This is a genomic window from Arcobacter vandammei, assembly GCF_016106035.1.
GTDB lineage: Bacteria > Campylobacterota > Campylobacteria > Campylobacterales > Arcobacteraceae > Aliarcobacter > Aliarcobacter vandammei.
Window position 1 is genome coordinate 1 of record NZ_JADKPZ010000022.1, and the last position, 23,288, is coordinate 23,288.

Genomic DNA, 23,288 nt, shown 5'->3' on the forward strand with positions numbered 1-23,288 from the left:
TGATGGACAAATAGCTATAGCTTTTGTATTTTGTTTTATGATGTTAATACTTCTAGCAATTGACTTAAATGATAAATTTAAACGAGAGTTTAACAGATATAAAAAATATCTTAAAATTAAAAGAATAAGATCATATAAAGGAAGATAAAATGGTTAATGAAACTCAAGGACTAATAGCATTAGGAACATTTACTACAATTGTAGCTTTAATTCCAATATTAATGAATATCTTTATGAAAGCTCCAAAGAAAAAAACAAAGAAATGAGTTGCTATTCTTTGAATATCAATACGAATTAAGTCTTCAAGATAATTAATTCTTGAAATCTCATCGTACTTAACCCACAACTTAGAAGTAAACTAGAATTAATAGAAAAATTCATCAATTAAAATCTAGTAAAAATTGATAACAGTGAAATATACGAAAGTCAAATAATTTTTTCGACACATATGTCGGAAAATCATATCTCTATTTTCGTACGAATTTTTATCTATAAGTTTATTTGATAATTTAGAAACATATATAGAAATTATTTTTTAAAATAAACCTTTTCCATTTGTTGGAACGTAACCCATCTTCTTATATCCTCTTTGTCTTTTGTGAAAACTTGATCTTAATATTGGAGTATTTTCATCAAAAAAATCAATTGCTACACAATCTTGTCCATTCCTTCCAATTCTTCCAAGATATTGAACTATTCTTCCCCAATAAGAAACAGGCATAGTAAGCACAATAGCATCTAAATGAGAAAAATCTATTCCTTCCCCAATAAAAGAACTAGTAGATAAAATAATTGAAGAACTGTTTGCTTCTTTTAAAAACTCTTTTTTCATTTTTGATTTTAACCCACCATGTATAAGAGTTGATTTTATCTTTTTTGCATCTAATAGATGATATAAAATATTTAAATGCTCAATTCTTTCGCTAAGTACTAAAATATTTCTATCTTTTAATTTTTCAATTTCAGATATTATGAGATTATTTCTATCAAAATTTTCAACCATTTCATTTAAAATTAATGAAAAATCATCACTTAATGCTTCAAATGTAGAAATAACTGTTTTTAATGTATGTACTTTTTTAATCTCTTTTTTAGATTCATAAGCAATTTCTCCACATTGCATAAACATAATTGGATGCATTCCATCTTGCCTTGCAGGTGTTGCACTAAGTCCTAAAATAAATTTACCTTTAAATCTTTTAAGAGGAACTTCAAATGAAACAGCTGGAATATGATGAACTTCATCAATAATAATTTGAGAATACTCTTCAATTAGTTCAGGTTTATTTTTTAGTGATTGCAAGGTGGCTATATCTAGACTTGAATTTAGTTTTTTCTTTCCATTTCCAAGTTTTCCTATGGTTTTAATATCAATCTGAAAATATTCACAAAGTCGCTCAATCCATTGATCAAGTAAATTGCTTTTATTTACCAAAATTAATGTGTTAACTTTTCTTTTTTCAATTACTGCAGCTGCAATAGCAGTCTTACCAAATCCTGGAGGTGCAATTAAAATTGAATAATCTTGAATGAGTATTTTTCCTAAAGCTATTTTTTGTTCATCTTTTAAAGTAAGTGTGAAATTTAATTTATTAATAGATTTTATAAATCGCTTGTCTTCAATAGTAAGCTGTGCTTTATTAGAATTAAAAAGTTTAATGATTTTTTGAGTAAGCCCTCTTGGAACAATAATGTATTTTTCATTTATATCAAAGGATGTAATTATTCTTGGAGTATTAAACGTTGATTTTCGTAAATTTTGCAATACAAAAAACTCTGGATTTGAAAAGCTTGATAATCTTTGAAGTTTGTTTAATACTTCTTTTGAGAGATTTTGTTTTTCAATATATAAAGCATCATATAAAATTGCTTTTGTTATTTTTGGAAATACTAAAGGCTTTTCTTGTTTGATTTCCCAAGGCATTAAGGTTTCATCATAGTTTGAATTTAGTAAATGCTCTTTTAAAATTGCTGATACTTGATAAAATGATATTTTTGAAATATTTTGTAATATCTCCCATTGATTCTCAAAGTGTTGCATAGTATTAATGTCTATAAAAACCGTTTTATTTTCACATCTTGAGCCGTAGTGCAATGGAAGCGCTACTAAATTCCCTAATGCATCAGGAGATACAAAATCTTGATTTGGAAACATTCTATCATAGCTTGTCATATCAATCCCACTACTTGAATCCATAGCTTTTGTAATAATTATATCACCTAATTTTCTAGCATCTTTTGCTTTTATTGGTAACTCAAAGAAGTACCAAATATGTATACCATTTCCTGATTTAGAAAGTTCAAAAAGTGGTTTTAATCCAAGACTTAATGATATTTTATTTATAGCCCTTGAATCTTCAATAAAACTTGTTTTATCTAAATCTATCACTAAAAATTTTGCCATATTTTGATTTACTACAACATAAGTACCAAGTCTAATTTTTCCTTGAAGATGTTGTTGAATAATTTGATTTGAAATTGGAATATAATCACTTCCTTTAAAAGTATAAGTTGAAGGAGAATATCCTTTCTTTAATCCATCAGAACTTATCCAATATTTTGCAAAAACATCATATCTACCAATAAAAAGAGATTTAAAAAGTTCTATCTTTTGTTCTTTTGAAAAAGGTGATAACTTTTCTATCTCTCTTTTTGTTTTTAAAATCTCATTATCTAAATTAATTCTTTGCGATTCTAAATGTTGTAGTTTTTCTCTAAGTTCAAAAAGATTCATTCAAATTTATTTTACTTTGATATTTTCAATTACAGCTTCAAAAAACTCTTTTGACCAAAGTTCAATTTCTCTCATATCTTTTATAAAAGGTTGTACATCATTTTTTGCTTTGTCAACATCAAGGGTTTTTAACCTTTCTAGTAATAACTCTTTGATATTCTTTTTTGTAAGAGTATCTTGAATTTTTATCTCATGAGACTCTAAATATTTACAACTTTGAGATAATCTCGCTTTTAAATGAATAGAATCAAGTTCCACACTGTTTGCAATATACCAAATTAAATCATACCAATCTCTTCCTTTTGGTCTTGTGCTCCAAGCTCGACATAAAATAGCATGCATTTTACCAGCATATAAAGAATCTAATGTGAAAGCATTTATAGAAAATGGTCTTGGTGTTAATCTAATAATATTTTGTGTTTGAAAATTTAAAGGTGGATTTGTATCAATTTCTAATTTAATTTTTACTGTTTGATCTTTATGAATTTTATTTGTTATATCTTTTGGAGCATTTATATTTAATAGATGCTCAATTGTATTTCCTTTTACAAAAGCAGAAGCTATTGCACTATTTGAACTCTTATCTTTAATTTCTATAGTTATATCAAATCCAAATGATTTTAAAGTATCAATAATAGCTTCTTGAAATGGTTTTAAATCAAAATTTGGGTTTACTTCAAGAAGTGAGAAATCTAAATCTTCAGAAAATCTTGGAAGATTGTGTAAAATTCTCAAAGCAGTTCCACCATAAAAAGCAGCATGTTTGAAAAATCCTGCATCATAAAGTCCAAGGAGTACTATCTCTTGTAGTATCTCTCTTAAAGCATCGTAACTACTATTTGAATTTGTTAAATCATATTTTTCTAACATTTTTAAAAGTGCTGGATGAGTCATATTTTACCTTTTTTTACTAATGTGGCTAATGTTTTTAAATTTCTTGATTTATATGCAGTTGCAATTATCTCTATAAGTTCATAATTTAAAGGCTTTGTAATATCAAGTCTTAAATCATATTTTAAATATTCACTCATTGAAGTTTGAGTTAAAGTTCCAATTCCTCTATCATATTTTATTTTATCGCACAGTGCTTTTTCAGGAGTTGCTATAAATCTACCACCTTCAATGTCATCATAAATCCAATCAACACCTAAAGAGTAAGCTTCAAGACTTACTTTTTTATAGCTAAATCTTCCTATTGGTGTTTCAAAAAGTTTTTCGTTTTTACTTGTAGCTGATGTAATTTCACTAACTCGCTCAGGTATCATTCCATAAAAACTTAGTGCATAATCAAACGATACATAAGATGGTGTATAAAGCATATTTGAAGCACTTATTAAATCAATCGCTTTTGTTTGATATGGTTTAGAAAATGTATAAAAGCCTTTTTTTAATCTTATTAAATCACCATTTTTAACAAGATTTGATATTTTTTCATTTACATTACTAAATGATTTTTCAAGTATTGAAGATACCATCTCATGAGAAAATACACTCAATGGTAAAGCATTTTTTAGTTCTATTGTTTTCATAAGTATTATTTTATCATAAAACTATAAAAAATGCATTATATTATATAGATAATCCACATTATACGTTTCAAATATATTAAATAATGATTATCTTTTTAAAAAATATATTTTTTATGGAATAAATATTATTAAATAAAAATAAAAATTTAATTATTTAAATGTTCAGCCTCATGCATTTCTAGCATAAAATTTATTTTTTCATAAATTTCTTCAGCTTCTTTATCATTTAATTGATTATTATTAATTGTTTTTAATATAGTTTGAAGTTCTTCTAAAAAATATTCCATATCTTTTTTTGCTTCTAAATCATCTTCGCTTGAGCTATTGTTTTTTATGATTTCATCTAATTCATTTAAAAAAGATTTAGATTCTGGAATCATTATTTTTTCAATAATATCTTTTAGTTTCATTTGTATAGTAATCAAATATTTTCCTTATTTTTAAAGTTTCGTATTGTACAAAATAAATCTTATAAAAAGTACTTATATAACTTATATTTAGTTTATATAAAATATTTAAAAATTATTAAGTTACAATCTTTTTGTATAAATTATAGCTGAACATAAACATGGAGGCTTTCCACAAGCTGTACAATCAAAGTTTAATTTAAGGCTATCTTCTTTCCAGAACTCTTCAATTATAAACTCTTCTTTGAATCCTTCTTTTATAGCTAATTTTTTAATATTAACTTCGTCTTTGTTTATCCAACCAGCCATTATGGCAAATCCTATTTGATTTTCTCTTAATTTAGAAAGTGTATCTTTAAGTAGTAAAGTTCCAATACCATAACCTGAATAATTTTCATCAACAGCAATTGAGTCAATATATCCTATTTTTTCATATTCTTGATCTAATTGTAATTTTTTATCTCTTATAATTTTTTTTAAATAATCTAAATCTATAAATTTTGTAGTTGCATAAGCAACTATTTTTTCATATATTTTTGCACATAAATTTATATCATTGTCCAATATGTATTCATTAACAAATGAACTTCCTAATGTTTTAGAAGCTATTTGTGAAACTTCACATAACATTGATTTATCCATTTTAACTATATGTATATTTTTATTATCTATTTTATTTGTATTAATATTTTTCATTCTAATTGTCTTATTAGGAATTTTTTAACCTAAAGCTTATTTTTTCAAACTTCTTTCATAATCATACTTACCAATAGCTAATATTGTTCCTAAAACTAAAACTGTAATTGTAATTACTTCTAACACTTTTTAATCCTTATTTTGATTTGTTGAATTTTGTTTTCTTTGTTTCATCTCTTCTAATAATAGTTGAACGACTTGTTTTTTTACTTTATCATATTTTATAGATTGACTATAATGCTTTAAAAAAGGCTCTACCCACGTTGGAACTTGTATTATTTTACCATTAGCCATACAACCCCAATTATTTAATGTTGAGTAAGGTACGTGTGCAATCTCTGCAAAATCTTTTTGTGTAAGATTTAATTCCTTTAATCTAACACAAAACTCTTCTTTTGTCATTTTATATTCTCTTTATATACTAATTTAGAGCATATTATAGCATTAAATTAACTATTTTAGCTTGTAGGTATTGCTTTAATACCTAATTTAGATTATAATACAACTATTAAATTCCTATTTTGGATAAGTAAATCATAAGGAGAATCTATGGAGAATCAAGAATATTTAGCAGATGATTGTAAAAAAGATAAAGAACTATTTAATTCTTATGTTAGAGCTTTAATTGTTCTTATTATTTTTCTTATTTTTCTTATTTTTATAGCAGTAGTTTTTTATGTTGCTCAAGAGGAGAGAAAAGAAATTTATATTGCTTTTGAAAATGGAGAAGAAATTATATGTGATAACTTTATTGTTTCTAAAAAACTAGGGTTCAAATTTGATAAAAACAATAAATATAGAATTAGTGATGATAAAAATTCATTTATTTTATATAACTGTATATCTAAAAAAACAGAGTAAAAAATATAAAAGGAAGTATATGTGGTATTGCAAATGAATCAAAATAGATTAGATAAATACAGTAAAACAAATGAAAAAATAGTTCCTTGGACACTATTTATAATATTTTTAATTTCAATTCCAATTCTATATATACTTTTGATTGAAAAAGTTCGATTTGATATTACAAATGATTTTAATAGTAATAAAACTATTATTTGTAAAGTACATGATATAAAAATAGAAGTCTCAAAAGCTGATGGCTGGATAATTGATGATAGTTATAAATTTGTTAAAGGTCCAACAAGACTAATAATTTCTAGATGTGAAACTAAGGAGTAAAAATATGATACCAAGAGGATTTTTCTATAAATATATGTTTTTATTCTTAATATGCTTTTTAAAAGGTAAATTATTACTATGGGTATTTATTTTTTATGTAGCAACTGCATTTTACTATAATTCAAATGATGGAACTGTTTTAGTAAGCTTTATGGCAATACTTTTCTTTCTTATAGGTATTAAATTTTATTTAGAGGATAATTTTAAAGAAGAGCTTTATAGATATAAAAAATATTTAGTACTAAAAAGAAAAAGAGCTAATAAAATTAAAGTGTAAATAAATAAAATGATTCTTCTATGCAAATAACAGTAATAATATTTTTAACTCTAATTACTCTATTTGAGTTAAAAATTTATAAATCAAATATTAAAAGCTTAAAAAGCTATGTAGGTTATTATAAATTCATCAAAATTAATAAAAATATAAAATTTAAAAAGGATGAAAAAATATCAATAATAAACTCAATAAATAAAATAGTAAAAACTAGTTCAAACTCATTTATAGTTTCAATTGTTATATTGATTTTTATACTATATTTAAATATAAGTGGTATAGTAAATATACTTTTAATTTTACTATTTATACTTTCAATATTAAAATATATAAAAATAAAAAAATATGGTAACTATGTTTATAAATACTATAAAAATCAACTTTAAGGATAAAACTTGAAAAATTATATACTTATAATACTATTTTTAATAATTCCATCAATAATACTATTTTTTAGTAATATAAATGACTCAAAAGAAGCAGCTATATTTTTATTTATTGGTGGATTAGTTGTAAGCTTTTTAAATTATAAAAAAGATAAAGATGAAAGAGTGATGAGATTTTTAAATAAATGGTTATGAATATATCCAAAAAAATTTATAATTTTCTACTTTGCTTCAATTATATCGTTAATATCAATTTTTAAGAATTTGGATATTCTAACAATATGTAATAAATTAAAATGTTTACCATTTTTATTATTTTCACAATCACAATAAAAACTAACAGAATTAAAACCTATATTTGCTGAAAAATCTAACTGTGTATATTTATATTTTTGTCTGAGAGTTTTAACATTTTTTGAAATCTTTTTATAGAACTCTTCAGAGTCTTCTACAAATTCAACTAAATCATTATTTTTCAATATTTTTCACCTATTGGTTAATTATTTTCTAAAGTTTAATAAGTTAGTATCTTTTAATCATTCACCTTTTGGTGAATAAACAATAAATAAAAGGGAAAAAATGAAAAGAATTCTATTATTAAGTTCAAGTGTTGCATTAGCAACTTTACTATTTACAGGTTGTGGTATAAAAACTACAGAGTATAATCCATCTGCTGATAATGTACAAACATTAAGAGATTTTAAAGATCTTAAATTAAATGTTTCAAATTTTACTTCTACAAATAAAGGTGAAAGTAGTGTTTTGTGTAGATTAGCAGAAACAGTATCTACTCCAAAAGGTGAACCATTTTCTACATATATTGAAAATGCACTTTTAAGTGAACTTAAAATGGCTGGAAATTATGATAAAAACTCAAATATAAACTTAAGTGGAAATATAAATAAAGTATATGGAAGCTCTATGTTTGGAAATGCTTATTGGGAAATTAATGCAACTATAAACTCTTCAAATGGAAAATCATTAACTGTAAATACAAAAAGAGATTATCCCTCTGCATATTTAGCTTCGACAGCTTGTAATAATATGGGAACATCATTTGAACCAACTGTAAACCAATTAGTTAGTGATATTTTAAATCACAAAGATTTTCCAGAGCTTATTAAATAAGTAGACTATTATGAAAATGAAAAATTTAAAAATATTATTATCAACAATATTAATGGGAACAGCTTTTATTGGCTGTTCTTCTACTCCAGATGAAAAAACTGTTAAATCTTTAGCTGTGTTATATAATATTAAATCAGCTCAAGAAAATGATATAAAAATAGTAAAATCTTTTGAAAAAGATGGAAAATTAGTATATATTTTACAAATTAAAGGAATGATTTGTGAAATGCCAATGATTGAAATAGATAAACAGTGGAATGCTATTGGTATTAAATGTGGTGGGTAATAAAATTTTAATGAAAAATTCAAAATAATTAATATGAAAAAGTTGCTTGTAGCTTTTTTACTAACGAATAGCATTTTATTTGCATTTACTGATGAAGAAAGAAGATTTTGGGAAAGAGTTAATCCTGAACAATTGATGAAATGGGAAAAAGTTAGAAGCCAAATGGGAAGCAGTGCTAACGAAGACCAAACAAGTAAACAAAAAGAAGATAATGAAAATGAAATAGTTGGATATTTAGGCAATAACCTACCAATTACAAAAGCAGATATGAAGTGGAGAGTAACAATGAACTCTTTATCGGCATCTAACTCTAAAGAGTGGGGAAAAGTCGTAACTATGCCAGATAATTGTAAAAGTAGACTAGATAATAAGTTATATGACATTATGACTATATCTACAAATGTTTTAAATCAACACCCAAAAGATTGGTTAAATGGAAAATATTTAGAGTTTGTAAATAGTAAATGTAGTCTTGTTGGAACATATACTCTTAGAGATACAACAAAAGAAGATTTTGATAAATTAGTATATCAAAGTCATATTGAATTACCAAAAGAACAAAAAGATTTTTTGCTGAAAACAATTAAGCAAGAAGAAAAAAATTCTTATGTTTTTCAAATTTTATTATATATAATGATTCCAGTTATATTATTTAGATTATATCAAAGAGATAAAGAGCCTAGAAGAGAATTTCCTAGAATAGAAAAACCATTTTCTTTTTGGAGTGTATTTTTTTGGTGGAGTATCTGGGACAATCAAAATGATAAACATTAATAATACAAAAAAGGGGGGGGGGGAGGGAGGAAAAAGAGATGAAAAATCTAATTATGAAAATAGCAACACTTGCTGCTATTATATTTGGTTTAAGTGGTTGTAGTTCTACTACAATTAATGGTTTATCAGTAAACAATGACTCAGTTTTAAAAGATAATAGTAAAACAAAAGTTTACTATGAAGATTTAAGTGAGAAATTTGTTGTTGAAGCAAATAAAAAAATAGTTGAAGATCTAAATAGTTCTGATATTATTCCAATAAAATGGTACACTCTAGCTAATCAAAAAGAAGCAACAGGCATTACTAATTCAAAATATACTTCAATAGAGAACGACTTAAGAAAAAAAGTTGAGAATGGAAAGTTTAAAGTATCTAATGATGGTACAAAAATAGTTTTTGAAAAACAATATACTGATTTAGTATCTCAACTTGAAGATATTCAAAATATTTATTCTTATCTAAATTTCTCACTTATAACAGATAAAGATATTGAAACTTCATTTAATAAAAGAGATACATATTTAACTGCTTCAATATATTTTGACAAAGAAAATTCAAATATGCAAGAACTTGTATTTTTCACTAGATATTCTTTTTTTCATGACTTAGTAAAAAATGGCATTAAGAAACAAATTGAACTAGGTTCTTGGGAAATGGTGGATAGTCCAGAAAAAGCAGATAAAGAGATTTATTTTGAATTATCAAGAGATTATTTTCCTGCAGAGCTTAAATATTTAAGAAAAAATAAAAAAGGAATTAAATTTGTTTCTTTGGATTCAGGAAATAAATTTAATATAGAGGCAAATAATAAAGGTAAAAATAATAGTAGCCATATTGGTGTAGGACAATCTGCTATGAATCTGGCAAGTAGTTCAAATGGTGATTTAACATCAGCTGCTATTGGTTTAGCTGTTGCTGGAGTATTTTCTTTGTTTGAAGATACACCTAAAAAAGAGAATACAATTATAAATGAGTATTCAGGAGTTTTTGCTTCTATACGAGTTATAGATAAAATTAAAAACACAGATAATGTAAAACTATACGATACTTATATTAATAATGATATGTTTGATATAAGAAATAACTTGTTTAAAAAAATACATGAAACTATAAATATTGATCCAAATAGTAAAAAGTATAATATTAATTGATATAACAACTTTCGATTATATAAAGAAATTTTAAATTATTTTTACTACTTTAATGCAAGTTTATAACTAACATCAAAGGGGGCGCAAACATGGTATATTTAATGTATGTATTTTTACTAACATTTTTTATAATTTTAATTAATGTTAAAACATTAGATAAATCCTCAAAAAAAGTTTGGTTAAAACTAAAATCTTCTAAAAATTTTATAGCAGGATTACTTGCTAGTTTAGGAATTAGTAATTTAGCCAATAAAATTGATTATCTTGTCTATTGGGATATAGTAAAAATAAAAGAGTTATGGTTTTCAATAATTTTTGGTATAATGCTAATACCTATTGGATTATATTTAATTGATAAGGAGAAATAATGGAAATTCCAATTAATCCAGGTTCTATTACTATGATGATAATATTAGCAGGAGCAATATTCCTTGCTTATGGAAAATACTCATACGAAAAAGACTTAAAAAATAAAAAAAATAAAAAATCTTGCTAAAGTCCTAGCGAACTAATCTATAAATAATTTATTGTTTAAATTAGTTTCCAGTTAATTCTGGAGAGGTTTTTAATTTGCTAAAAATTAAATTAAAAAATATATGAAACTAGATATAACTTAAGTGACATAAACAAGATAGTGATATAATCAAAATAACATTTATTGCACTGATAGGAATATTGCTACTTGTATGTAAATATTTTTATTAACAAGATTTAAAAACTAAAATATAAAATATCAAATAGTTAATTTTTAAAAACTATTATATTATTTTAAAAAAGGAAAAGACATATGACAACAACAATAGTAAGTGGAATATTTTTATTTCTTCCAATTGTTTTAGGAATTCTAGGAGTTGCACTTTTTTCAGCTAAAAAAAATGTTGAGAGTAAAAATAATTGAGTAAGTTTTGCATTTTTATTTCATAGTAACTAATCTAATAAATTAATATTTTAATAAAAAAAACAGTTCTATAATTGCATAAAAAAGGAAAAATAAATATTCATCATTTTAAAGATTATTCAATGGCAATTAAATTAGATTAAGTAAATAAAATCTTATACTCTTATGATATAAAAAATAATGTTGTAGATGAAAATAGTAAAGAGATTTTAACTGAAGCTAATAGTTTAGTGTATGAAAAAATCAAATCATATTTTAAAATAAATTCAAAAGGTTATGGTTTAAATATTAATCATTACACAAATGAAAAAATGAATATTCGAATCACTTGAGATTACAAATATTATTAAAGAAAAATCACTAAATAAAAATGAATCTACAAAAATGATTACTCAAGATTTGATATTCTATTACTTGGAAAATAAAATACAATCATCAAAAATATAACTGCTATTTTTTTAAATAAAATCTATTTTCAAATTCAAAATCTATAAAAATTTTAAGAAAAATTATTGAGATAAGTGAAGTTAATCAAGATAAAATTACAAAAATACTTGCTGCTAAAAAGAAAAAGTTAAAAACAAAAGAGACAAAGATAAATGAATTACAAAATGAAAAAATGAAAATACTTTGAAGTATTTTCATAATCTTTAGTCAAGATAAAATTACAAAAGATGAATTAGAAAAGCAGGTATGATTGAAAGCGATTTAAATATGCTACAAGACAAAAATAAAGAAAAAGAATACCTAACTAAGAGTAACATACAAATGACATTTTAGAGCAAAACAAAGACTCAAATCAATAGATTTTAATAATAAGTGAGAAGTACCCCTTTTTATTTATTGTCATTAAGAAAATAATATTCACACTTCAAGAAATTTTACTTAAAAATATGGCTCTATATAATACACTAATATAGCCGAATTTTTTACAGAAAATATCCATAAAAATATCATTAAATATTTTAAGCCTTATATAAGTTTAAATTAAAGAAATATTGATTTTATCGTACTTTATTAAAATTGAAATATAAATAAAATAATTTTTAACTATCTAGCCGAATTTTACACAAGCGATTTTTGTTCAAAAATATGGCTCTACTAGTACATTAATATAGCCGAATTTTTTACGGACATTTTTTGCATAAAAAAACATAGCATTTTAGAGGTTTTTTACAAAAAGTGAAAAAATAGTACAAATGGTTTAAGTTTTTAAATGTTAAAAAAATCATAAAAAAAATTAAAATAATAAGGTCAAAAATGAATGATTTTTCTATGCTTGACGAGATTGAAAAATATCTTCTTGAAATCTTTGGTGATAAGATAAATGCACTTGAAAACAAACAAAGATTTTACGAAAAGGTTTTAAAAAAAAGTGATCAGCTTGAAGGGGGAAGAAAAAATATTTTTTTAAAAATGTTTTTAAAAAAGATGTTTGATTTTAAAAATATAATTGATAATGAATTATATAAAAAAGAGTTTATGGAATTTTCAAAAAGATATTCAATAACAAGAATAGAGTTTGAAAATATTTTTGAAAGTGCAAAAATAGAAAATGAAAAAGAGTATTATGATTCACCTGCTATTAAAAAATTAAAAATAAATTTTAGTAAAGAAATCCAAAAAGCCAAAGTGGTATTTTATTATCAAATCCAATTTCTACATCATCATTTACAACATAACCATTTTTATTTCCTTTTAGTTGAGATGCATCTTTTGATGCACCTCCTATTTCAAATACATAATTATCATTTATAATAAAATCACCTTTGTCATGATAGTGTACTTGATTATGAAGTACAAGTTGAGATACAAAAAAACTCTCTCTAATAGATCCTATATCACCATTTCCACAAGCAACTACGAAAAGATTTGGATTATCTAAAAGAAGTTTATCTGGTTTATTAATAGCTCTCATTCCTTCACCTGCTCTTACAATATGTATTAAACTTCCAGCATCCATTCTTTCTAAATATTTTTGTAAAGTTGGCCATGATGTTCCAACTGCTGAACTTAGTTTTGAGATATTTAATTCATAAGGTTTTGTACTACAAAGCATATAAATAATCTTTTTTAATTTATCTAGCTTTGAAGGTTCTATGTTATATATTCCACATAAATCTGAGTCAATTGTAAGATTTATTACTTCTAAAAGTTTCATAGAATAATCACTTAGTGATTCTTTGTAAAAAGGATAACATCCATATTTTAAATAGTTATTAAATTGTTCAAGAGGTCTTATTTTTTTTAAAATTTCAAAAGTAATATCTTCGTGATTTTTTAAAATATCTTCTAATGAATAACTTTGAAAAGTTTGATTAGTTTGTAATTCACAAAATTCTCTTAAAGATAAAACACCTAATGTATGAATAACTGCTCTTCTTGATAAATCAGCACTAGAGTACTCTATTTGTAAAGCAGAAGAGCCACTAAATAGGACTTGTAAATCAAATACATCATATATTGCTTTTAAATCTTTTGAAAAATTTTCATTTTTATGTATTTCATCAATAATAAAAAGTTTTCCACCTCTTGCATAAAATGCTTCAGCAATATCATATAATGATACCCCACTCATTGCTGGATGATCACAACTAACATAAAGTATTTTTGAAATAGGGTAGTTTAAACTTTTTGCATATTGTAAAAGTATAGTACTTTTTCCAGCACCTCTTGCTCCTTTTATACCTATTAATTTACTATTGAAATCAATTTTTGAATAAAGATATCTTTTATAAATTGGAACTTCTCTAGATAAGATTTGAGTAGATATTTTTTGAAGTGTTGCTAAATCCATATTTTCCTCTTATTATAAAATGTATTTTAGAATAATAGCAAGTTTATTATAAAGTATACTTTATAAATATTTCAATTTAAATTATTCTTATATACTTAAATTAATTTAAAAAAGTATTTATAGTATTTAAAGCAAAGATAAACTATCTATAAGAAAAAAATATTAAATTTTGATAATAGTTACTAGCTAAAGTTTATTTTTAGTTTTAGAAGCTTTAAAATGATTATTTATGAAATTAATTTTACGGCTTATGATATTTGAAAAAGAATAATAGTAGCAAACTATTATTTAAATGTTATATTTTTTAATTTTTTGTAAGAAAACTCTAAAATGATGGTTTTTAAACTGCAAAAAAAGCTGTTAAAAATTCGGCTAAATATAAAACTAGTATAAGGGTTATTGTATGTTAAAATTGTACTGTTAAAAATTCGGCTAAACTTAACATTAATTGTAAGTATTTAAAGAGCGTAAAAAAATCAAAAATCTTAATATTATTTTTCTAATGATTATAAGCAAAAAGAGAGTCTTTTCGCTTATTGTTAAAATCTATTGATTTGAGTCTTTGTTTTTATTTTTAAAACTTAATCTCATACCTAATATTTCTCCCAGCAGTACCATCAATTTTTTTTATACATCCAAATTCTACAAGGGCAGTTATATCTCTAACTGCTGTAGCTTTACTAACTTTTGTTAAAGAAATATATTTTTTGGTATTTAATCCACCCTCAAAATTTTCATTTCCCACATCAAGTATTTTATTTAAAACTTTTATTTGTCTTTCATTTAGAGCTTTACTTCTATGTTTATCCCAAAATTTTGTTTTTTGTATAATTTTTGATAAATTTGTATAACTTGGAATTTCAATATTCAGCTTTTTAGAATAATCTATCTATGAAAAAAATATTTTTTTTCTATGAGTAAAATTATTTGCTAATTCAATTGCATATTGTTGCAGTTTTGATTCTATGTCATTATTATATTCATTAATCCCTAAATGAGTTTTTATAAGTTGTTTATTCTTTGTATTGTTCTTGAAGTAAATGTTACATTTGAATCAAAAGTAGATAATTGATATTTATCGCTAATAAATTTTGTATCTATTGGTGAAAATGAATTTAATTCAAAAAACTTATTAGTAACTTTAAAATAACCAAACATTAAAGTAAGAATTATAAAAGATTCATCATTTATAAAATTAACTGTTTGCTTGTGAATTAAAGTTGGTAAAGTAAAATAATAATTTCTTTCTATATCATTTTCAAACTCTGGTGCTTTTTCAAATTTTTTATCTCTGACTCAGATAGATATTCAATTCTTGCCATAAAAATCCTTTCTCATAAATGGTGGTTTTTAAGAATAGAAAAAAGTAAATTTTTAAATTCCATAAAATCATACTTTTAAATTCTCAAAAACTATTCTCAAAACCAATTCTTAATTTACTATAATTATAATGAGTTTTAAGAATATTTTAGCAAATAGAAATTATATTATATTTGATATATCTTATATTATTAGATATAATCATAATAGATTAAAACAATTTAAAGGATATATAATGATAACTTATGGTGTTACAGACATTCAGAATAAACCATCTTTAATAAAAGCTATAGATATAGCTAAGATAATAGATAAAAGAGCTCACACAACTTTAGGATATTTTATCTCTTCAAAATATGATAATTATATTAAACCAATAATTGAAAAAATTGATAGGGAAGAAAAATTAGCAAAGTTAAATAAATTAAAACAACATCAAGATTTAGAATTTGCAGAAATTGGAGTTGATGATGGAATTAAATAGAGGAGATATTGTAATTGTAAATCTATATCCTAAAAAAGGTGATGAAGTTGGAAAAATTAGACCAGCTGTAATTATTTCAGGAAATGATGAAAATTCAATTTTAGATACTGTTATTTTACTTCCTCTTTCAACTGATTTAATAGATGATATGTTTCCATATAGATTAAGAATAGAAAAAAGAGATAAGCTAAAAGAAGATTCTGATATTTTAATCAATCAAATTAGAACTTTATCAAAAACAAGAATCAAAGAAAAAATTGCAAAACTTTCAAATGAAGAATATGATTTAGTAATACAAGCTCTTTGTAAAAATTTTCACTAGGATAATTTAATGCTTATAGGATATGCAAGAGTTTCTACAACTGACCAAAACTTAACACTTCAAAAAGATGCTTTAGAAAAAGCTGGATGTGAAAGAATTTATGAAGATGAACTAAGTGGTACAAAAGATAATCGTCCAGGTCTTTTAAAAGCTATTGAAATGCTAAGAGAAAATGATACTTTAGTTGTATGGAAACTTGACCGACTTGGTAGAAGTGTAAAAAGCTTAATAGAACTTGTAAGTGTTCTAAATTCTAAAAATATACATTTTAAAAGCTTAACAGATTCTATCGATACATCAACACCAAGTGGAAGATTTTTTTTTCATGTAATTTTAATTCAGAACAAACATATAATGTATTTTTAAGATATTGGTATGATGAGTTAAAAAGAGGTGATTTGCCTAAAAAGGTACAAGTATTGAGAAGTAAGGCTACCTACACCCCTTTATTAAATGATAGATTTGAAATAAAAGTTGAACTATTATATTGATAATTACCTATTGAGTTTTTATTGGTTATTTTGTTGAAAGATTTATTGTCAATGTATTTATTGGGATTAATTTTTTCATTTCTAATTAAGTTAAATATTCTTTCTCTATCTAATTTTATAGATATACCTTTATTAGAATTCATAATTTTAATGCCTTTAGATAATTTAAAACAGAATATTATCACTCTAACTTTTTTTTTGCTATGAAATTTAAAACAAAATTTTATTTATTTGCTTGTTTTCTAAGGTTAGATGTTTTGTAGCAAGAACTACTGCAAAGATATACACTTCTACTTTTATTTACTGCAAAAGATATACACAACTACTTTTTTTTTGGTGCAAAACTAATACACAACTAAAAACTTTGATTCCTATATTAAGTTATATCTCTTTTTTTCTTCTATATCAATATCTCTAATATAGGCATACTTAGAAGCTCGATAATACAATGCTTACAAGGTTTAAAATGATAGATGTTTTGTAGCAAAAGGATAGATGTTTTGTAATATTTACAATAACTATATTAGTGTAATGTTCTACCTTTTGTTTTCAGATGATAGATGTTTTGTAGTAGTACTTGCTACAAAAGATATACACAACTACTTTTTTTTGGTGCAAAAGATATACACAACTACTTTTTTTTGGTGCAAAAGATATACACTTCTGCTTTTATTTACTGCAAAAGATATACACAACTACTTTTTTTTGGTGCAAAACTAATACACAACTAAAAACTTTGATTTCTATATTAAGTTATATCTCTTTTTTTCTTCTATATCAATATCTCTAATATAGGCATACTTAGAAGCTCGATAATACAATGCTTACAAGGTTTAAAATGATAGATGTTTTGTAGCAAAAGGATAGATGTTTTGTAGCAAGAACTACTGCAAAAGATATACACTTCTGCTTTTATTTACTGCAAAAGATATACACTTCTCAATTACCTGTTTCAAGTTGGTATAACTATTTAAATAATGACACAGTTGCTGATGCTATGGCAGAGTGTCCGGATGTAAATCGGCTGGCTGTCCGAATTGTTCCGGCGTATGCAAATAATTAAAATTGTTAGCAAAAAGAATCACTTTGTAAGTCAAAGTTATTTTAAAAGTTAAGTTATATTAGATTAAGCTATATTTAAGAACCATGGCGCATTTGGTACCATTGTGCAAACTTAGCCTTTTTTATAGAAAATATACGAACTTTATTATCAATCCTCTTCGATAATATAAGCTATTACACAAAAAATCTCTTTTTTTTGAGGTTTTAAAATAAGTTGGTAAATTTAATTTTAATAACTTGGTATAAACCAGTTAATTATTATAATTTATATCTTTGTTGTTTTTATAAACTATATTTTATATAATATTTAAATAGACAGCTTAAATATTTTCTCTATTTAAACTATCAATTAGTGTACTTCTTTTAACTTCAAATGTTCTACATATACTTGCTTTACTCATTCCATCATTTAGAGCTTTTTTAATAGCTATCATTTTTTCTTCACTAATAGCTCTAGGTCTTCCACCTCTTATACCTCTATTTTTAGCAGCTTCAAGTCCAGCTTTAACTCTTTCTTGAATTAAACTTCTTTCAAATTGAGCTAAAGCTCCAAATATATGAAAAAATAGTTCACCTGAAGCTGTTGTTGTATCCATACCTTCAGTAATAGATACAAAAGAAATATTGTTACTTTTTAAATCTGTTATTACAGATATCAAGTGAGCTAAACTTCTTCCAAGACGATCTAGTTTCCATACAACTAAAGTATCACCATCTTTTAAAAATTCTAAAGCTTTATCTAAACCAACTCTTTTATCTTTTGAACCAGATGTTTTATCAGAAAATATATTTCTTTCATCTACACCATATTTTAAAAGTGCATCTTTTTGTAAAGATAAATTCTGATCATCAGTTGAAACTCTAATATAACCTACAAGCATACGAAAAACCTCTCTTATATAGTTTTCGTATTGTATCACAATCCGATAGTATTTATCGTATAAAAAATAGCTATTTTTTTGAATATTTTATGGAAGTAAAACAAAGTGTCGGAAAACAAGTGTTAATCGTATTTATATAATACAAATAATACTTTTATAATAAAGAGAGTATTTTATAAAACTTTTTAATTAAAGTTACAATATTTTAAGTAATTGTTACTATATTAAAGATTCTAAAATTTCTTTTCTCTTCTCCCAATCACTCATATATAGTGATAAATAATTATAAAATTCTTTAGAATGATTTGGATAGATCAAATGAACCAGTTCGTGGAAAACTACATATTCTATACAAATCTTTGGCTTTTTTATAAGTTCAATGTTAAGATTTATATATGATTTATGTGGGTTACAGCTTCCCCATCTTGTTTTCATTTGTCTTATTTTTATATCTTTTATCTCTTGTTTCACAATTTTATTAAACTCTTGCAAAATATTAAAAAAATGAAGTAATGCTTTTTCATAATACCACTCGTAAACCAAATTTTGTTTTCGTTTTAAATCATTTTTATTTTTAACATATATTTCTAAATAGCCTCTTTGAAGCTTAACAGCTTCTTTTTTTGATTCAATTACTTTCAGCCTGTAACTTCGACCTAGATATTTAAAATCCTCTCCACTCACATACTCTTTTTTGATTGTTTCAAATGATGCAAAAAACTCTTTCTTTTTTTCAATCCATTTAGCTCTTTTTTTGATTATAAATTTTATATGCTCATCACTTGTTATCTTTGGAGCAGTTAAAATTACTTCTCCAGATGGTTTTACTTTTAAAGTGATATTTTTTACATCTTTTTTAGTAATTTGGATGTTTTCAAGCATAAAAACTTATTCCTATACCTCTAATAGTTTGATAAATTTTATCTTTGTTCTCGATTGATATATCATATTCATCTTCTACATCCCAAAGAACATCTTCCATTGCACTTGTTATTTCATTTTCAACATCTTTATTTTTATGCCATTCAGGTTTTTTAGAAGCTCCTAAATAAATCTCATCAAATTTTAAAGTCAAATTTTTTACAATCAAATCAAAATCAACAACTTCTAAATTACTTAAAATATCACTCAAGTTATCATAGATAGCAATTAGAGTTTTTTTATTTTCAAACTCTTTTGGGTATTTGTTCTCATTTGGTTTTGATATACCTGTTATTAGGTCTTTTAATTGTTTTGCTTTTGCTAATTTTTCCTCTTCACTGAGTCTTTTAGCTTTATATTCATTAATTACATCTTCTATTTGTTGGGCAATTGACTTATAAAATGCTGGGTTGGATTCCATTTTTTCTTTTACTACCGCACTTACGGCACTCAAAATTGTGTCAGCTTTTGCACTTTTACCCTCAACTCTTTGAACCTCTTCTTCAAACTCTGTTTCAAATATATTTACAAGCCTTGTAAGCTCATTTACCTCTTTGGCACTTACAAAAGTATCAAGTAGCTTTTGCATCTGTTCTTCATATTTTCCAAAGTCGCAAGTTTCGTGATATCTTAACTGCACTACTTTTCTTAGTTCATTGTAAAATTTGATTTTTTTCTTATAAAGCTTTATTTCACTCTCACTTAAAATATCATCAATTTTTTCACTAGAAAGTGCCAATTTAAAAGCACGAGAGAAGTGTGATAACCACTCTTTAAAATCATCTCTTTTAGCAATATCTGCTAAAACAACTACATAACTTTCTAAATCATCTTTGAATTTAACATCACTAAAAAGATCTTCTAAATGTGTGTAATAAGTTTTAGCTTTTGCTATTTCACTTCTTACATCTACTACAGCTCCCGTCAGATCTTCTGGATCAAAGCCATCAAGTGAAGCATAGTTTGTTAAAGCTTGATCAAGTTCTCCTAGAAGCCCTCGGAAATCCACAATATATCCATAATCTTTTCCATCATAAAGTCTATTTACCCTTGCAATTGCTTGTAAAAGGTTGTGTTCTTTTAGTTGTTTATCTATATAAAGTGTACTTGCTCTTGGGGCATCAAAACCAGTTAAAAGCTTATCTACAACGATCAGTAAATCTATCTCACACCCGTGGATAAATTCATTTTTTACATATTTTAGATACTCTTCTTCACTTCCATAGTTCTTAATAGTCTCTTGCCATGCTTTTGCCACATATTCTTTATTTCCACCATCTAGTTCTTCATGCTCATTGCTTGAAATTACATAAGCGGTTCGTATATCTCCATACTCTTCAAATATTTCATGATATTTAATAGCTTCATATTTACTACTTGTTGCAAACATTGCTTTAAATCCACTATTTGCCATTTTTAGAGTTTTTTTGAAGTGTTCATTAATGTCTAGTGCTATAAGCTCAAGTCTTTGCTCACTTGATGCAACTTTTTGAAATCTTGCCCATTTGTGTTGCAAGTCTCTTTTTGCATCATCACTAAGTTCTCTTGTAATCATATTAAATTTTCGTTCTAATCCTTCAGGACTAAGTACCTCTTGATCTACAAGTCTTCCCTCATAAAGTAATGGTAAAACAGCTCCATCTTTTACAGCGTCATCTATGGTATATCTATGTATTTCGCCACCAAACTTTAAAAAACTATTTTTATTTTTCTCTTTTTTAAGAAGTGGTGTTCCTGTAAATCCAAGATAACAAGCAAGAGGTAGAGCTTTTTTCATAGCATTGTGTAAATCACCACCTTGAGTACGATGAGACTCATCAACTAGCACAAATACATTATTATCATTGATAACAGTTTTTGAGTTTCTTACCTTTTCAAACTTATGCACAAGTGTTGTAATCACACTTATACCGCTTTGAAGTTTTTCTATCAAATCACTTCCACTACTTGCTCTTCCTGCTTTTATATCTGTATTTTCAAAAGTTTTATGAATCTGCTCATCTAAATCAACCCTATCGGTTACTACTATGATTTTTGCATTTGTATAAGTTAGTTTTAGAAGTTTTGTGAGCATAACCATTGTAAGAGATTTACCACTTCCTTGAGTATGCCAAATAAGTCCACCAGCTCTTACGCCATCTGTTATCTTTTCTACCCTTTTTAAGGTTTTTTCTATTCCAAAAAACTGCTGATAACGGCTCACTTTTTTTACTTTTTTATCAAATAAAATATAATGTTTTATAAGTCTTAAAAGCCTATCTTTTGATAAAAGTGCAAAAAGTGTAAGGTCAAGACTAGTTACTTCTCTATTTTCTATCATTGTTTTTAAAGTCACTTTTGCCTTTTGGTTCTCTTCTTCTTTCCACAAGCTATAAAACTTCAAAGGTGTTCCCATAGTTCCATATCTAGCTTCATTGCTATTTGCTGCAATGGTTAGTTGGATGTATTTAAACAGATGTGGTATTTCATCTTTTTTTTGCTCTTTTTCAAGCTGTTTGATACCATTTTCATAGTTCACACTTGATTTTTTTAGCTCAATCACCACTAGTGGGATACCATTTACAAACACAATCAAATCAGGTCTTCTAGTCTTTGTAATTTCGTTTTGGTTGGCACGATCTACTATAAACTCTTCTGTTACAAAGAAATGGTTATTTTCAATATTGTCAAAATCGATATATTTAAAAGAGAAACTCTTTTTTGTACCATCATCAAGATTCTCTTCATAGCTAGTACCTAAAAGCAGATGATTAGTAATCTTCTCATTTGCTACTATCAATCCCTCATTTAAAGATACATCTAAGTCTTCTACTGCTTTGGCTATATTATTGGCACTAAATTTATAGTTTTGTCCTTTGTATTCATAACTATTGATGGCATAAAGCCTCTCTATAAGTATCTTTTTTAAAAGTACCGCTGATGTTTTATTTTCTCTGAAAATAAGATTATCTTCTTTGGGTATAAACTTATATCCAAAATCTTTATGGCTTAAAAGATTGATACAGTTTTGTTGTATTACTTGCTCTAGTGTAATGTTATCATTCATTTTAAAATCTCCCAATGTCCACCTTTAGCACCACCAATTCGTTGGATAATATTTTGCTCTTTTAATGTTTTTATATGTTTCTCTATTGCTGTTGTGCTGATTCCAAGTTCAGTAGCAAGTGCTGTAATTGCAATTTTTGGGTTATTTTGCATAAGCTTTATTATGTTTTGCTGTGTTTCACCCAACTTTTCACCCAACTTTTCACCCAACCCATTAGGTGAACTTATATCAGTATTAAAATAAAACTCTACCCATAAACCATTTTCCCATCTAAATTGTGGAGTTATACCATTAAACTTTTGTGATTCTTCTATGATTTTTTCTATCCCTCTTCCCCAAGACTCAATATATCCAGCTAGGAAAAATGGATATGCAATAAGAGGATTATGTGGTTCAGATGTGTGTTTTCGTAAAAGTGTATCTATAGTCCAGTTTTGTGGTAAATCTCCTGCATTCCACATAAGAAGTTTATCATCATAAACACTTATTTGTATACTATTTTGTGAACTATAATCTTTA

The 23,288-nt window shown here is 25.1% G+C and carries 27 protein-coding genes; 14 read left to right on the plus strand and 13 right to left on the minus strand.

What is annotated here, in order from left to right; genetic code table 11:
- Positions 1 to 535: 535 nt before the first annotated feature.
- The 6 genes from IQC44_RS10360 to IQC44_RS10385 all read right to left on the minus strand — a co-directional run bounded on the left by IQC44_RS10360 (position 536) and on the right by IQC44_RS10385 (position 5,768).
- On the minus strand, positions 536 to 2,734 hold the full coding sequence (locus IQC44_RS10360) for a TOTE conflict system archaeo-eukaryotic primase domain-containing protein (protein WP_198306295.1): 2,199 nt from the start codon (positions 2,732 to 2,734) through the stop codon (positions 536 to 538).
- A 6-nt stretch (positions 2,735 to 2,740) separates the two neighbouring features.
- The gene (locus tag IQC44_RS10365; protein WP_198306296.1) at positions 2,741 to 3,628 is read right to left on the minus strand and encodes a nucleotidyl transferase AbiEii/AbiGii toxin family protein; all 888 of its coding nucleotides are present in this window, start codon (positions 3,626 to 3,628) and stop codon (positions 2,741 to 2,743) included.
- Positions 3,625 to 4,263, minus strand: a complete 639-nt coding sequence (locus IQC44_RS10370; RefSeq protein ID WP_198306297.1) for a type IV toxin-antitoxin system AbiEi family antitoxin domain-containing protein — start codon at positions 4,261 to 4,263, stop codon at positions 3,625 to 3,627. Before IQC44_RS10370 ends, IQC44_RS10365 begins: the two co-directional genes overlap by 4 nt.
- Positions 4,264 to 4,409: 146 nt before the next feature.
- Positions 4,410 to 4,688: a hypothetical protein gene (locus IQC44_RS10375; protein WP_198306298.1), complete on the minus strand. Its 279-nt coding sequence runs from the start codon at positions 4,686 to 4,688 to the stop codon at positions 4,410 to 4,412.
- A 105-nt stretch (positions 4,689 to 4,793) separates the two neighbouring features.
- Complete coding sequence (locus tag IQC44_RS10380; protein WP_198306299.1) at positions 4,794 to 5,366, minus strand: GNAT family N-acetyltransferase; 573 nt, start codon at positions 5,364 to 5,366, stop codon at positions 4,794 to 4,796.
- A 129-nt stretch (positions 5,367 to 5,495) separates the two neighbouring features.
- Positions 5,496 to 5,768, minus strand: coding sequence for a helix-turn-helix domain-containing protein (locus IQC44_RS10385; RefSeq protein ID WP_051487492.1), 273 nt, complete (start codon positions 5,766 to 5,768; stop codon positions 5,496 to 5,498).
- 147 nt (positions 5,769 to 5,915) lie between these two features.
- Between IQC44_RS10385 and IQC44_RS10390 the strand changes: the two genes are divergently transcribed.
- The 5 genes from IQC44_RS10390 to IQC44_RS10410 are packed head-to-tail and all read left to right on the plus strand — an operon-like array spanning position 5,916 to position 7,403.
- Positions 5,916 to 6,227 (plus strand): hypothetical protein, encoded by a 312-nt coding sequence (locus IQC44_RS10390; protein ID WP_198306300.1) that lies wholly within the window; start codon positions 5,916 to 5,918, stop codon positions 6,225 to 6,227.
- A 33-nt stretch (positions 6,228 to 6,260) separates the two neighbouring features.
- Complete coding sequence (locus IQC44_RS10395; RefSeq protein ID WP_152332569.1) at positions 6,261 to 6,548, plus strand: hypothetical protein; 288 nt, start codon at positions 6,261 to 6,263, stop codon at positions 6,546 to 6,548.
- Between the two features lie 4 nt (positions 6,549 to 6,552).
- On the plus strand, positions 6,553 to 6,825 hold the full coding sequence (locus tag IQC44_RS10400; protein ID WP_198306301.1) for a hypothetical protein: 273 nt from the start codon (positions 6,553 to 6,555) through the stop codon (positions 6,823 to 6,825).
- A gap of 20 nt (positions 6,826 to 6,845) precedes the next feature.
- Positions 6,846 to 7,208 carry a hypothetical protein gene (locus IQC44_RS10405; protein ID WP_198306302.1) on the plus strand — a complete coding sequence of 121 codons (363 nt, stop codon included), beginning with the start codon at positions 6,846 to 6,848 and terminating at the stop codon, positions 7,206 to 7,208.
- Positions 7,209 to 7,217: 9 nt separating this feature from the next.
- Positions 7,218 to 7,403 carry a hypothetical protein gene (locus IQC44_RS10410; protein WP_121443311.1) on the plus strand — a complete coding sequence of 62 codons (186 nt, stop codon included), beginning with the start codon at positions 7,218 to 7,220 and terminating at the stop codon, positions 7,401 to 7,403.
- Positions 7,404 to 7,429: 26 nt separating this feature from the next.
- Here IQC44_RS10410 and IQC44_RS10415 read toward each other — a convergent pair whose 3' ends face one another.
- A complete protein-coding gene (locus IQC44_RS10415; protein ID WP_198306303.1) occupies positions 7,430 to 7,687 on the minus strand; it encodes a helix-turn-helix domain-containing protein in 258 nt (85 codons plus the stop codon).
- Positions 7,688 to 7,787: 100 nt separating this feature from the next.
- On the opposite strand from IQC44_RS10415, the gene IQC44_RS10420 reads away from it, so the two are divergent.
- The 6 genes from IQC44_RS10420 (at position 7,788) to IQC44_RS11710 (ending at position 11,043) form a co-directional block, all read left to right on the plus strand.
- Positions 7,788 to 8,336: a hypothetical protein gene (locus IQC44_RS10420; protein ID WP_105918354.1), complete on the plus strand. Its 549-nt coding sequence runs from the start codon at positions 7,788 to 7,790 to the stop codon at positions 8,334 to 8,336.
- A gap of 10 nt (positions 8,337 to 8,346) precedes the next feature.
- Positions 8,347 to 8,622, plus strand: a complete 276-nt coding sequence (locus IQC44_RS10425; RefSeq protein ID WP_198306304.1) for a hypothetical protein — start codon at positions 8,347 to 8,349, stop codon at positions 8,620 to 8,622.
- Between the two features lie 33 nt (positions 8,623 to 8,655).
- Complete coding sequence (locus IQC44_RS10430) at positions 8,656 to 9,396, plus strand: hypothetical protein (RefSeq protein ID WP_198306305.1); 741 nt, start codon at positions 8,656 to 8,658, stop codon at positions 9,394 to 9,396.
- 38 nt (positions 9,397 to 9,434) lie between these two features.
- Complete coding sequence (locus IQC44_RS10435; RefSeq protein ID WP_198306306.1) at positions 9,435 to 10,547, plus strand: hypothetical protein; 1,113 nt, start codon at positions 9,435 to 9,437, stop codon at positions 10,545 to 10,547.
- Between the two features lie 89 nt (positions 10,548 to 10,636).
- Complete coding sequence (locus IQC44_RS10440; protein ID WP_198306307.1) at positions 10,637 to 10,915, plus strand: hypothetical protein; 279 nt, start codon at positions 10,637 to 10,639, stop codon at positions 10,913 to 10,915.
- A complete protein-coding gene (locus tag IQC44_RS11710; protein WP_257119368.1) occupies positions 10,915 to 11,043 on the plus strand; it encodes a hypothetical protein in 129 nt (42 codons plus the stop codon). Before IQC44_RS10440 ends, IQC44_RS11710 begins: the two co-directional genes overlap by 1 nt.
- 2,008 nt (positions 11,044 to 13,051) lie before the next feature.
- Here IQC44_RS11710 and IQC44_RS10445 read toward each other — a convergent pair.
- Together IQC44_RS10445 and IQC44_RS11785 are read right to left on the minus strand one after the other, a co-directional pair.
- Entirely contained in the window at positions 13,052 to 14,242 is a 1,191-nt protein-coding gene (locus tag IQC44_RS10445) for an ATP-binding protein (protein ID WP_105918342.1), read from the minus strand.
- Between the two features lie 574 nt (positions 14,243 to 14,816).
- Positions 14,817 to 14,987, minus strand: coding sequence for a DeoR family transcriptional regulator (locus IQC44_RS11785; protein ID WP_257120210.1), 171 nt, complete (start codon positions 14,985 to 14,987; stop codon positions 14,817 to 14,819).
- A gap of 810 nt (positions 14,988 to 15,797) precedes the next feature.
- On the opposite strand from IQC44_RS11785, the gene IQC44_RS10455 reads away from it, so the two are divergent.
- The 3 genes from IQC44_RS10455 to IQC44_RS10465 are packed head-to-tail and all read left to right on the plus strand — an operon-like array spanning position 15,798 to position 16,734.
- Entirely contained in the window at positions 15,798 to 16,046 is a 249-nt protein-coding gene (locus IQC44_RS10455) for a hypothetical protein (RefSeq protein ID WP_105912364.1), read from the plus strand.
- A complete protein-coding gene (locus IQC44_RS10460; protein WP_198306308.1) occupies positions 16,033 to 16,368 on the plus strand; it encodes a type II toxin-antitoxin system PemK/MazF family toxin in 336 nt (111 codons plus the stop codon). The genes IQC44_RS10455 and IQC44_RS10460 overlap by 14 nt, the downstream gene beginning before the upstream one ends.
- Positions 16,369 to 16,377: 9 nt before the next feature.
- Positions 16,378 to 16,734: a recombinase family protein gene (locus tag IQC44_RS10465; protein ID WP_198306309.1), complete on the plus strand. Its 357-nt coding sequence runs from the start codon at positions 16,378 to 16,380 to the stop codon at positions 16,732 to 16,734.
- A 1,507-nt stretch (positions 16,735 to 18,241) separates the two neighbouring features.
- Here IQC44_RS10465 and IQC44_RS10470 read toward each other — a convergent pair.
- From IQC44_RS10470 to IQC44_RS10485, 4 genes are all read right to left on the minus strand, one after another.
- Positions 18,242 to 18,802, minus strand: a complete 561-nt coding sequence (locus tag IQC44_RS10470; RefSeq protein ID WP_198306310.1) for a recombinase family protein — start codon at positions 18,800 to 18,802, stop codon at positions 18,242 to 18,244.
- A gap of 219 nt (positions 18,803 to 19,021) precedes the next feature.
- Positions 19,022 to 19,684, minus strand: a complete 663-nt coding sequence (locus IQC44_RS10475; protein WP_198306311.1) for a M48 family metallopeptidase — start codon at positions 19,682 to 19,684, stop codon at positions 19,022 to 19,024.
- Entirely contained in the window at positions 19,677 to 22,769 is a 3,093-nt protein-coding gene (locus IQC44_RS10480) for a type I restriction endonuclease subunit R (RefSeq protein ID WP_198306312.1), read from the minus strand. Before IQC44_RS10480 ends, IQC44_RS10475 begins: the two co-directional genes overlap by 8 nt.
- Positions 22,766 to 23,288, minus strand: a 523-nt coding sequence (locus IQC44_RS10485) for an ATP-binding protein (RefSeq protein ID WP_198306313.1), incomplete at its 5' end; no start/stop codon positions are given. The genes IQC44_RS10480 and IQC44_RS10485, both read right to left, overlap by 4 nt.

Bases quoted from the DNA above. Each gene is read 5' to 3' on its own strand.
- IQC44_RS10360 (WP_198306295.1), bottom strand. From the start codon at position 2,734: ATGAATCTTTTTGAACTTAGAGAAAAACTACAACATTTAGAATCGCAA.
- IQC44_RS10365 (WP_198306296.1), bottom strand. From the start codon at position 3,628: ATGACTCATCCAGCACTTTTAAAAATGTTAGAAAAATATGATTTAACA.
- IQC44_RS10370 (WP_198306297.1), bottom strand. From the start codon at position 4,263: ATGAAAACAATAGAACTAAAAAATGCTTTACCATTGAGTGTATTTTCT.
- IQC44_RS10380 (WP_198306299.1), bottom strand. From the start codon at position 5,366: ATGAAAAATATTAATACAAATAAAATAGATAATAAAAATATACATATA.
- IQC44_RS10385 (WP_051487492.1), bottom strand. From the start codon at position 5,768: ATGACAAAAGAAGAGTTTTGTGTTAGATTAAAGGAATTAAATCTTACA.
- IQC44_RS10390 (WP_198306300.1), top strand. From the start codon at position 5,916: ATGGAGAATCAAGAATATTTAGCAGATGATTGTAAAAAAGATAAAGAA.
- IQC44_RS10395 (WP_152332569.1), top strand. From the start codon at position 6,261: ATGAATCAAAATAGATTAGATAAATACAGTAAAACAAATGAAAAAATA.
- IQC44_RS10400 (WP_198306301.1), top strand. From the start codon at position 6,553: ATGATACCAAGAGGATTTTTCTATAAATATATGTTTTTATTCTTAATA.
- IQC44_RS10405 (WP_198306302.1), top strand. From the start codon at position 6,846: ATGCAAATAACAGTAATAATATTTTTAACTCTAATTACTCTATTTGAG.
- IQC44_RS10420 (WP_105918354.1), top strand. From the start codon at position 7,788: ATGAAAAGAATTCTATTATTAAGTTCAAGTGTTGCATTAGCAACTTTA.
- IQC44_RS10425 (WP_198306304.1), top strand. From the start codon at position 8,347: ATGAAAATGAAAAATTTAAAAATATTATTATCAACAATATTAATGGGA.
- IQC44_RS10430 (WP_198306305.1), top strand. From the start codon at position 8,656: ATGAAAAAGTTGCTTGTAGCTTTTTTACTAACGAATAGCATTTTATTT.
- IQC44_RS10435 (WP_198306306.1), top strand. From the start codon at position 9,435: ATGAAAAATCTAATTATGAAAATAGCAACACTTGCTGCTATTATATTT.
- IQC44_RS10440 (WP_198306307.1), top strand. From the start codon at position 10,637: ATGGTATATTTAATGTATGTATTTTTACTAACATTTTTTATAATTTTA.
- IQC44_RS11710 (WP_257119368.1), top strand. From the start codon at position 10,915: ATGGAAATTCCAATTAATCCAGGTTCTATTACTATGATGATAATATTA.
- IQC44_RS10445 (WP_105918342.1), bottom strand. From the start codon at position 14,242: ATGGATTTAGCAACACTTCAAAAAATATCTACTCAAATCTTATCTAGA.
- IQC44_RS10455 (WP_105912364.1), top strand. From the start codon at position 15,798: ATGATAACTTATGGTGTTACAGACATTCAGAATAAACCATCTTTAATA.
- IQC44_RS10460 (WP_198306308.1), top strand. From the start codon at position 16,033: ATGGAATTAAATAGAGGAGATATTGTAATTGTAAATCTATATCCTAAA.
- IQC44_RS10465 (WP_198306309.1), top strand. From the start codon at position 16,378: ATGCTTATAGGATATGCAAGAGTTTCTACAACTGACCAAAACTTAACA.
- IQC44_RS10470 (WP_198306310.1), bottom strand. From the start codon at position 18,802: ATGCTTGTAGGTTATATTAGAGTTTCAACTGATGATCAGAATTTATCT.
- IQC44_RS10475 (WP_198306311.1), bottom strand. From the start codon at position 19,684: ATGCTTGAAAACATCCAAATTACTAAAAAAGATGTAAAAAATATCACT.
- IQC44_RS10480 (WP_198306312.1), bottom strand. From the start codon at position 22,769: ATGAATGATAACATTACACTAGAGCAAGTAATACAACAAAACTGTATC.